Origin of the sequence: Paenibacillus alginolyticus DSM 5050 = NBRC 15375 (assembly GCF_000422905.1) — a bacterium.
GTDB lineage: Bacteria > Bacillota > Bacilli > Paenibacillales > NBRC-103111 > Paenibacillus_E > Paenibacillus_E alginolyticus.
Genome location: NZ_KE383948.1, coordinates 161,951 through 171,831 on the forward strand (window position 1 = coordinate 161,951; position 9,881 = coordinate 171,831).

The window sequence follows — 9,881 nt, forward strand, 5'->3', positions numbered from 1 at the left end:
CACAGGGGGTTATTAAGATGAAAAAAATACTCGCTGCAACAGCAGTTACGGCATTACTCCTGATTTCGATAGGCTGTAGTTCGACTAAGCCAAACACAACACCGTCGGCATCTTCGCCGAGCAAAGCCGAAATTACGATCGGCACCGAAGGTACATATGCACCTTTCACATTTCATGATAAGGCTGGCAAGCTGACGGGATTTGATGTCGAGACGACAGAAGAGGTATGTAAACGGATTGGCATGACGCCGCGGTTTGTTGAAACCAAGTGGGATGGCATGATTGCGGGACTCGATGCGAAGCGGTATGACATGGTAGCCAACGAAGTAGCTGTTCGTCCGGATCGTTTGGAGAAGTACGATATGTCGACGCCTTATATTGTTTCCCGCGCTGTTCTTGTTGTGCATGCCAATAATACGAATATTAAGACGTTGGATGACCTTAAAGGCAAGAAGGTTGGACAATCCCTCGATAGTAATTATCGGAAAATAGCGGAAGAGCATGGTGCCACCAATACGGTTGTGGAGGGGTTTAATCAAGCAATTGATCTTCTGACTTCGGGCAGGATCGATGCGACACTTAACGATAGTTTATCCTATTTGGATTTGAAAAAGCAGCGTCCCGAGCTCCCGATCAAAACGGTTTATGAAGAGCCTTCCGCGACGAGCAACGCCTTTTTATTCCGCAAAGGAAGCACGGATTTAGTTAGCAAAGTAAATAAAGCTCTGACAGACATGAAATCGGACGGTACATTGGTTCAAATTTCGCAAAAATGGTTCAATGCCGACGTAACGAAGTAAGGACCCAGCCTAATGACAAATGATCGTCTTGAGCGAATTATAGGGATTCTGTCCGATTCCTTCTTTCCTATTATAAAGGCGGGGCTTACGTACACTGTTCCGCTTACTTTAATCACTTTTGCACTAGGACTTAGTTTGGCTTTCATCACGGCACTTGCTCGATTATCGGATTTTGCCATCCTTCGGGCGATAGCAAGATTCTATGTTTGGGTTTTCCGCGGCACACCATTGCTCGTCCAGTTGTTTATACTCTTTTACGGTTTTCCAAGTTTGGGCATAACGCTGGATCCTTTTCCGACAGCCATTATCGGGTTTACGTTAAATAAAGGAGCTTATAGTTCCGAAATCATTCGCGCCGCGATTTTGTCGATTCCCAAAGGCCAAAGAGAGGCAGCTTATTCAATCAATATGACGAAATGGCAGGCAATGAGGCGCATCATTTTACCCCAGGCTGTGCGGGTCGCTATTCCTCCATTAGGAAATTCCTTCATAAGTTTAATCAAAGATACTTCTTTGGCCGCCACGATAACAGTTACGGAAATGTTTCAGAAAGGGCAGCAGATTGCAGCTGTTACGTATGAGCCATTATGGCTTTATATCGAGGTGGCCTTCGTTTATTTAGTTTTCAGTACCGTACTTTCCTACTTCCAATCCAAGCTTGAGATCCACTATGAACGAAACATTGCTAAGTAAGAGGGGGCCCAGCATGATTCGAATGCAAGGCATACATAAACATTTTCAGGACCTCCACGTCTTAAATCAGATTGATTTGGATGTTGAAAAAGGGAGCACGACCGTTGTTATCGGCCCTTCCGGTTCCGGCAAAACGACCCTATTAAGATGTCTGAAATTATTGGACTTTCCTGATCAGGGGACCCTCTCGATTGCCAAAGCGACGATGACATTCTCAGGTGAAGCCAAGTTGAGTAAGACGGACATCCGTTCCATTCGTCAACATACCGGCATGGTCTTCCAGAACTACAACTTATTTCCCCATTTGACTGTATTGCAAAATATTATGGAAGGCCCTGTTATTGTCCTAAAACAATCCTCGAAAGCAGCTAAGGAAAAGGCTTTATCCATTTTAGACAAGGTTGGACTTCGAGATCGTGCCGATCATTATCCTCATCAATTGTCTGGTGGACAGCAACAACGTGTAGGGATAGCTAGGGCAATGGCGATGAATCCAGAGGTGCTGTTATTCGATGAACCAACGTCTGCGCTTGACCCGGAATTGGTAGGCGAAGTGCTAAAGGTGATGAAGGATCTAGCCCTCGAGGGCATGACGATGGTCATTGTGACACATGAGATGGGCTTTGCCAAAGAAGTGGCTGATCAAGTTATCTTTATGGATCAAGGCGCGATTGTGGAGAGAGGAACACCAGCCGATATTTTTGATGCTTCAACGAATGAGAGAACCTTGCAATTTTTGAGAAAAGTGAATCGGAAAACAGAGTAAGATTAACTATATATTTTATAAATTAAAGGCTTCACGCTGGTTGCGAGAAGTCTCTTTGGACTGCAATCCCTTAACTGGGATCAAGACATGCTTAAATAGAAAGGATGGAAGGAAAACGAAGACTTTTGTCGAATGCTATATCCAGCCAATGAAGAGGCCAGTTTACAGGTAGTGTAAGTATAGAGGAGTCGTTTCTATGATAAATCCTGCGAATAGATTACTTGATGTGAAGACACTCCTAAGCATGATGGATAATATGGAAGACTCGATTTATATCATGAGTGTGGATGGATCGGATATCAAGTACTATTATGTCAATCGTGCTGCTACGAAATTTAGTGGAATTACAATGGATGCTGTCGGTCTAACTTTTTTTGATACAAACACGAGCCAGATGGCGAACTACTTACATAAGAAATATACGAGAGTGATTACCGAACGACGAACCATTAAGTATGAGGATGGCGTGGTGCTGCCCAATGGTATGTTAAGCGGAGAAAGTGTACTTACGCCAATATTTAGTGAAAGCGGTGACATGGAGTTCATCGTCACGGTTACTCGTGATATTACTGAGCGTAAACAACACGAAAATTTACTTTATCATTACGCCTATCATGACGATCTTAGCAAGCTTTATAATCGAAGATTCCTGCTTGAGCATGTGCACAATCCGGCGAACATTTATTTGCTTGATCTGGACTATTTCAAAAACATTAATGATATTTTCGGACATGATGTTGGTGATACCGTACTCGTGGAGGTCGCGAATCGTCTTGTTGAGAAATTTGGTGCGGAGTACATACTTGTACGATTGGGCGGGGACGAATTTGTCGTTGTAGCCATGGGAGAACCTCGATCAGCTAAGGAGACCGCCGACCAAATTAATCAACTTTTTGCGGCTCCCTTTACGGTAAATGATCATCTAATGAAGTTAAGTGTGAGTATTGGTGTGGCTCAAAGTGTAAAAAAAGAAACTATCCAAACCCTGTTAAAACAAGCGGATATTGCCTTATATAAGGCCAAAGGGGCGGGAAGAAAAAGATTTCATATTTTCGAAGCTTCATCTAAGTACGACCATGTTGAGAATTTCATTCATGAGCTTGCTCTCTCCGTAGCCGTTGAGAAAGAAGAATTGCATTTGTGTTATCAGCTTATTTATAATCCGGTCAGGGAAGAAGTCATAGGTGCCGAGGCTCTGCTAAGATGGAATTCGGCCAATATGGGAATGATCCAGCCCAATGACTTTATACCGATTGCCGAGGAAACGGGCTTGATTATTCCGATTGGATACTGGGTCATCCGGCAAGCTTGTAAGGATTGGCATCTTTTAAAAGAAATATACGGTTCTCAATTTAAAGTTTCCGTCAACATTTCGAGGATTCAATTAAACGAACCTCTTTTCGTTGATCAAATGCTTCAAATATTGGAAGATGAGCATGTGGACCCACGTATGATGGAGTTAGAAATAACGGAAAGCACGACGATTCACTCGATGGAAGATGTCCAACAAACGCTGCGAAGATTGCGGACCGAAGGCTTTACCATTGCCCTAGATGATTTCGGAACCGGCTATTCCTCGTTAAGCATGTTAACGTTGCTGCCTATAGATAAGTTGAAGATAGACAGATCATTCATTTGGGAAATGAATGTTTCGCTGATTTCAGCCATTTTAGCTATGGCCAATGCACTGAACTTACAAGTAATCGCAGAAGGTATCGAGACGTATGAGCAATATAGGATGTTAAAGGAAATGAATTGTTGGGGCGTACAAGGTTTTTTTATCAACGAGCCAGCCCAATTTGCCTTATTACCTAAACAGGTTGTAGTAGTTAGAAAGTAAACGAGTGGTCAACGTCCAGTGTGCTGCTGTTGATGTTGATCTTTTTTATTTTACTTGAAGAATGTGATACAATTTTTTAGCAAGATTAGCCTGTTGGAGGTAGTCGATGAAAGCACTAATTTTCGAAAAATTTGGTGGGCCAGAAGTCCTGCAGTATGTAGACATTCCTGATCCCAGCTTAGAACCAGGTCATATCTTGGTGAGAACGGAAGCCATCGGCTTAAATTTCGCCGACATATATAGGAGACGAGGCAACTATCATTTGGCTGGAAAGCCACCCTTCATTCTAGGGTATGAGGGAGCCGGCATTGTTGAACGAGTAGCGTCGAATGTGGACCAGATCAAGGTCGGAGACCGAATTGCCTTCGTGGATGTTCCTTTTGCCAATGCGGAATTGGTTGCTGTGCCTGTAGATCGAGCTATACCATTACCCATGGATATCACGTTCGAACATGCCGCGGGTATTTTGCTTCAGGGAATGACGGCGCATTATCTGGTGAATGACAGCTATCGCGTTCAATCCGGCGACGAAATCGTCGTACATGCGGCAGCAGGAGGCGTTGGACAGATTTTGACGCAGCTATGTAAAAGTAAAGGCGCAAGAGTCATCGGTTTGACCTCTTCGGAAGCAAAAAGGGAAATCGCCTTAAAGGCCGGTGCTGATGAAGTTCTTCGTTATGACAGCGATTGGGTAAATGGGGTCAAGATTTGGTCTAGCAACCATCAGGGCGTAGATGCCGTTTACGATTCTGTTGGGTCTACGCTAATGGATAGTTTCGCTGCAGCCAAAACGAAGGGTACGGTCATTTTCTATGGTATGGCTGGCGGAGATCCGTCTCCTATCGATCCAAGAATGCTCATGGACACCTCAAAGACGCTGACGGGAGGCGACTTGTGGAACCATGTGACCTCCTTGCAGAATCGAATCGAGCGTTCACACGAACTTTTTGATGCGCTGCGGCGAGGGGTTATTCAAATAGAAAGCCTTACATGCTTTCCTTTGAGCGAGGGTGCGGAAGCCCACAGACTCTTAGAGAGCAGGAAAAGCACAGGGAAAATCATATTAATTCATTAATAGGAGAAAAGGCGGCAGAATACGGTATTTCACGTATTCTGCCGCCTTTTTGAATAGAAGAATATGTTAAGTGAGAGATCGTCGATTCACAGAAGGTACAATTTTCATTTAGCATAGTAATAAATAAGAGCTTTCGACATGAACAGCTCCTCCACGAACTCTTTTTAGTTGCCATGTGCAATAATATACCCAAGCCTACATAAAGAAAGTCCATATACAATCCTTGCTGAATCTTGTATCTTGTTAAAATTGACACATCGCATCGTACAAGGAAACGAGGAAATGCTCATGTTATCAGCTATGAACAAATTAACAGCTATGAATAAACTAACAGCGATTAAACTGCCGTTTTGGGTCATGTTTATGAATACATTTAGTATGGCGGTCGGATTTTATATGATGATTCCGCTGCTTGCCTCGTATTTACTGCACGATTTACTGTTAACTGTCACAGTGGTTGGCGTCATATCGGCTATCCGCAGCTTTAGTCAACAAGGTTTGTCCGTTTTCTGCGGCACTTTGGCCGATAGACTTGGATATAAACGTACGATCTTGATTGGTTTGTTAATTCGTACCTTAGGTTTCGGACTATTCGGATTCGTGGATCATATTCCAGGCTTAATCCTAGGATGCTTCTTCTCTGGTTTGGGCGCAGCAATGTTTCAACCGGCCAGTTATGCCTACTACGCAGCGCTTTCTACATCGGAAAACCGGATTACAGTTTACTCGATACGTGAAATGTTAAGTAATTTGGGATTTGTGGTTGGACCCATAATAGGCGCGTTTTTAATGGGTTTTCATTTTCAATATGTCAGTATAACAGCAACGCTGATTTTCGTGTTTTCTTTTTTGTTAAGCCTTTTCTTTTTACCTCACATTAAAACGGAACAAACAAAAGCAGATGACGTAGGTATGCTGCCACAGCTGAAAAAAGTGCTGCAGAACCGCAGCTTTCTGCGATTTATGTTGTTTGCGATGATATCCTGGTCGCTTGTAGCTCAGCTGTATATCGCCGTTCCATATCGAGTGAATCAGATTGCTGCAGGAGCCAATATCGGTTTCATTTATAGCTGCGGAGCCATCGTAATGGTGCTGCTGCAGGTTCCTTTTTCTAAATTAAGTCAGACTAAGATGCAGCCGTTTGGCGTGCTATCACTTGGAACGTTACTAATTTCGGTCGGGCTGTTTACAATTGGAATGTCGGGATCCATGCTGGGGATTTATGCGGGAGTCATTTCATTAATGCTCGGGCAAGTCTTTTGGCAGCCAATGATGAATACCATGGTATCTGAATTCGCTGGGACTGGAAGTATAGCCAGTTATTTGGGCTTTAACAGTTTTGCTTTATCCATCGGCGCTATGATTGGCAATGTTGGCGGGGGATATTTGTACGACTTGGGGAGCATGCTCGGTTGGGGCGCTCTGCCTTGGTTTAGCTTCTTCATAATGGGGCTTGCTAATATTTGGTTTATGCTCAAAGAACAAAGATCACCAAGATAATGAAAGCCTTTTTTTGACCATATAATCCATGGATATGCTCATCCTATGCATTCTACCTCAGCTAAAATCATGCTATCCTGATTGCATATGACACGAAGGAGGCAAGTATTTACAATGAGCATAAACAAAATGAAAATTGGTGTAATCGGAGCAGGATCGATATCCGATATGCACTTTGAGTCCTATGTGAAGCAAGCAGACGCAGAATTGGTTGCCGTATGTGATTTGAATCGTCAAAGAGCGGAGGATAAAGCCGCAAAATATAACGTTGAGCATATTTACACCGATTATCGGGAGCTTTTGGCGAATCCAGAAGTGGATGCTGTAAGTATTTGTACATGGAATAATACACACGCTGAGATTAGCATTGCTGCTTTGCGCGCTGGCAAGCATGTTCTTGTTGAGAAACCACTTTGCAAAACCGTGGAAGAGGCTGAGCGCATTCAAGACGCCGTTCGTGAAACGGGGAAAATTCTGCAGGTTGGTTTTGTAAGAAGATATGATACCAATGCTCAGCTTGTTAAGCGCTTTATCGATAATGGCGATTTGGGAGAATTGTACTATGCCAAAGCATCGTGTCTACGTCGATTAGGTAATCCAGGTGGCTGGTTTGCTGACTCGGAACGATCTGGCGGCGGACCTTTAATCGATATTGGTGTACATGTGATTGACTTATGCTGGTACTTAATGGGGAGACCGAAGCCTGTATCTGTCAGTGGTCATACGTATAACAAGCTTGGGAATCGGGCGAATGTACGCAATCTTTCCTTTTATAAAGCTGCCGATTATAATGTTGAGTTGAATACGGTTGAAGATATGGCTAATGCTTTAATTCGGTTTGAAAATGGAGCTTCCCTCATGGTTGATGTAAGCTTTACTCTTCATGCCAAAAAGGATGAAATCGCAGTCAAGCTATACGGAGATAAAGGCGGCGTGGAATTGGAGCCTGAGCTTGTCCTCGTCACGGAAATGCTGGATACCATTTTGAATGTAGCTCCACAGACAGATAGCAAATCTATCAACATAACGGAAGCTTTTAGTCAGGAGATCAGTCATTTCTTAAGCTGTTGTCGAACTGGAAATTCACCGATTAGTCCTGTAGAAGATGGACTTACGATGATGAAAATTCTGTGTGGTATTTATGAATCAGCTGCCAAAGGCCAGGAAATCAGGTTATAACTATCTAGGAACAGATGTGGAGGAACGGATATGAAACTTGGCGTTAGTACGTATAGTTTATTTCAGGCTCTAAAGTCTGGAGAAATGGACATTATGGGTGTTATTGACTGGATTGCCGATCAGGGCGGCGAACATGTTGAGATTGTGCCCCTTGGCTTTGATTTACCCGGGAATTTGGAACTTGCGGATGAGATTCGACTTAAGGCGCAGTCGCGCGGCATCGAAATATCTAATTATGCAATTGGAGCAAACTTTTTAACGGACTCTCAAGAGGCCTACGAACAAGAAATTAAAAGGGTCAAAGGGGAAGTCGATCTTGCTGCAAGGCTTGGTGTACAAAGAATGCGCCATGATGTTGCATCAAGTGAGGATCGTTCTATTGCGAACTTTAACAAAGAACTTGAACGTATGGCGGAGGCCTGCCGTCAAATTGCTGACTACGCTTCGCAATATGGCATCATAACGAGCGTTGAGAATCACGGATATTTTGTGCAGCACAGTGACCGCGTTCAGACGTTAATTCAAGCCGTAGACCGTTCCAATTTCCGCACAACTTTGGATGTGGGTAATTTCATGTGTGTAGATGAAAATTCCGTTGCAGCGTTGAAAAATAATCTGCCTTTCGCTTCGATGGTCCATGTGAAGGATTTCTATCTTCGTCCTTCCTATCAAAATCCAGGCACGGGTTGGTTCCAGACCCTGCAAGGCAATCATTTGCGCGGCGCTATTGTGGGTCATGGTGATATTGATATGAAAGAAGTTTTGCGCGTTATTAAAAGCTTCGGCTATGACGGATTCATTTCCTTGGAATTCGAAGGCTTGGAGGAATGCAAAATGGGTACGATGATTGGGTTGCAAAATATTAGAAGGCTATGGGATGATGTGGAATAGGCAACAGAATTCAGCGATACGAAAGGTGTGTTGATGAAATATGGGGAATCCGATTGGCATTATGGTTGACAGTCTGCGTCTAGGCTTGCGCGATGGTTTGAAGAAAGCCAAAGAGCTCGGTGCAGACGGGGTACAAATATATGCAGTTTCAGGCGAAATGGACCCGGCGAACTTATCGCCTCAAGCACGTAAGGAATTGAAAGCTTACATCGAGTCATTGGGGCTTAGCATTTCTGCTTTGTGTGGAGATTTGGGCGGTCATGGCTTCCAAGATCAGTCCGTGAATGCCGACAAAATTGAAAAATCAAAGCGTATTCTCGATCTTGCGGTTGAGCTGGGAACCAAGGTCGTAACCACTCACATCGGTGTCGTACCTGAGCAAGCCAATGGCCCGATCTATGAAACGATGCTGCATGCGTGTGAAGAATTAGGCGTGTATGCAAGCAGCTTAGGCGCCTACTTTGCCGTAGAAACCGGTCCAGAAACAGCTGCTCACTTGAAAAGCTTTCTAGATTCGTTGTCCACCAAAGGCGTTTCCGTTAACTTTGATCCGGCGAATATGGTGATGGTGACAGGCGATGATCCTGTACAAGGGGTTATCACGTTGAAAGACTATATTGTCCACACGCATGTGAAGGACGGCATACGACTGCGTCAGGCAGACCCTCGCGAAGTTTACGGTTCACTAGGTTATCAACCGATGAGTCACGAGCTTATCGCCGAGGCAGCGACATCAGGACCATATTATCGAGAGCTCGCGTTAGGCGAAGGACATGTCGATTTCGAGCGCTACTTTCAAGCGCTTCGCGACATTGGCTACACAGGCTATTTGACCATTGAGCGTGAAGTTGGGGAAAAGCCTGAGGTAGACATTGCTAATGCGATTGCGTTTATTAAGAAATTTCAGTAAAACATCAGGAAAGTATCGGCATCATCAGGGAACTATCGATAAGGTAAATCGTCGGTAATCATCAGAAAATCATCAGAAAATCGTCAGAAACAGAAAGAACCTCGCAATTTTGCGGGTTCTTTTTTTATTTGGTCAGGTTTGGCGGTCGGAGAAGTACCGCTCGGGGTCGAAGCGGTAGAGAAAGAGCTGTGAGAGGTCCGAAAAGAGCCTCTCAGCAGCAAGTGAAG

The 9,881-nt window shown here is 44.0% G+C and carries 9 protein-coding genes; all 9 read left to right on the forward strand.

Translation table 11 applies throughout. The annotated features are described in order from the left end of the window. Positions 1-17: 17 nt before the first annotated feature. Positions 18-800 (forward strand): amino acid ABC transporter substrate-binding protein, encoded by a 783-nt coding sequence (locus G519_RS0139015; protein ID WP_029199136.1) that lies wholly within the window; start codon positions 18-20, stop codon positions 798-800. A 12-nt stretch (positions 801-812) separates the two neighbouring features. Continuing rightward, positions 813-1,493, forward strand: a complete 681-nt coding sequence (locus tag G519_RS0139020; protein WP_029199137.1) for an amino acid ABC transporter permease — start codon at positions 813-815, stop codon at positions 1,491-1,493. Positions 1,494-1,506: 13 nt separating this feature from the next. After that, positions 1,507-2,259 (forward strand): amino acid ABC transporter ATP-binding protein, encoded by a 753-nt coding sequence (locus tag G519_RS0139025; RefSeq protein WP_029199138.1) that lies wholly within the window; start codon positions 1,507-1,509, stop codon positions 2,257-2,259. Between the two features lie 196 nt (positions 2,260-2,455). Continuing rightward, positions 2,456-4,099 carry a putative bifunctional diguanylate cyclase/phosphodiesterase gene (locus G519_RS46830; protein WP_051254130.1) on the forward strand — a complete coding sequence of 548 codons (1,644 nt, stop codon included), beginning with the start codon at positions 2,456-2,458 and terminating at the stop codon, positions 4,097-4,099. A gap of 106 nt (positions 4,100-4,205) precedes the next feature. Next, complete coding sequence (locus G519_RS0139035) at positions 4,206-5,174, forward strand: quinone oxidoreductase family protein (RefSeq protein ID WP_029199139.1); 969 nt, start codon at positions 4,206-4,208, stop codon at positions 5,172-5,174. Positions 5,175-5,462: 288 nt separating this feature from the next. Beyond that, entirely contained in the window at positions 5,463-6,674 is a 1,212-nt protein-coding gene (locus tag G519_RS0139040; protein ID WP_161632991.1) for an MDR family MFS transporter, read from the forward strand. A 114-nt stretch (positions 6,675-6,788) separates the two neighbouring features. Next, positions 6,789-7,853: a Gfo/Idh/MocA family protein gene (locus G519_RS0139045; RefSeq protein ID WP_036635624.1), complete on the forward strand. Its 1,065-nt coding sequence runs from the start codon at positions 6,789-6,791 to the stop codon at positions 7,851-7,853. 30 nt (positions 7,854-7,883) lie between these two features. Further along, a complete protein-coding gene (locus G519_RS0139050) occupies positions 7,884-8,744 on the forward strand; it encodes a sugar phosphate isomerase/epimerase family protein (RefSeq protein ID WP_029199142.1) in 861 nt (286 codons plus the stop codon). 40 nt (positions 8,745-8,784) lie between these two features. Beyond that, positions 8,785-9,654, forward strand: a complete 870-nt coding sequence (locus G519_RS0139055) for a sugar phosphate isomerase/epimerase family protein (RefSeq protein ID WP_029199143.1) — start codon at positions 8,785-8,787, stop codon at positions 9,652-9,654. The last annotated feature ends 227 nt before the right edge of the window (positions 9,655-9,881 follow it).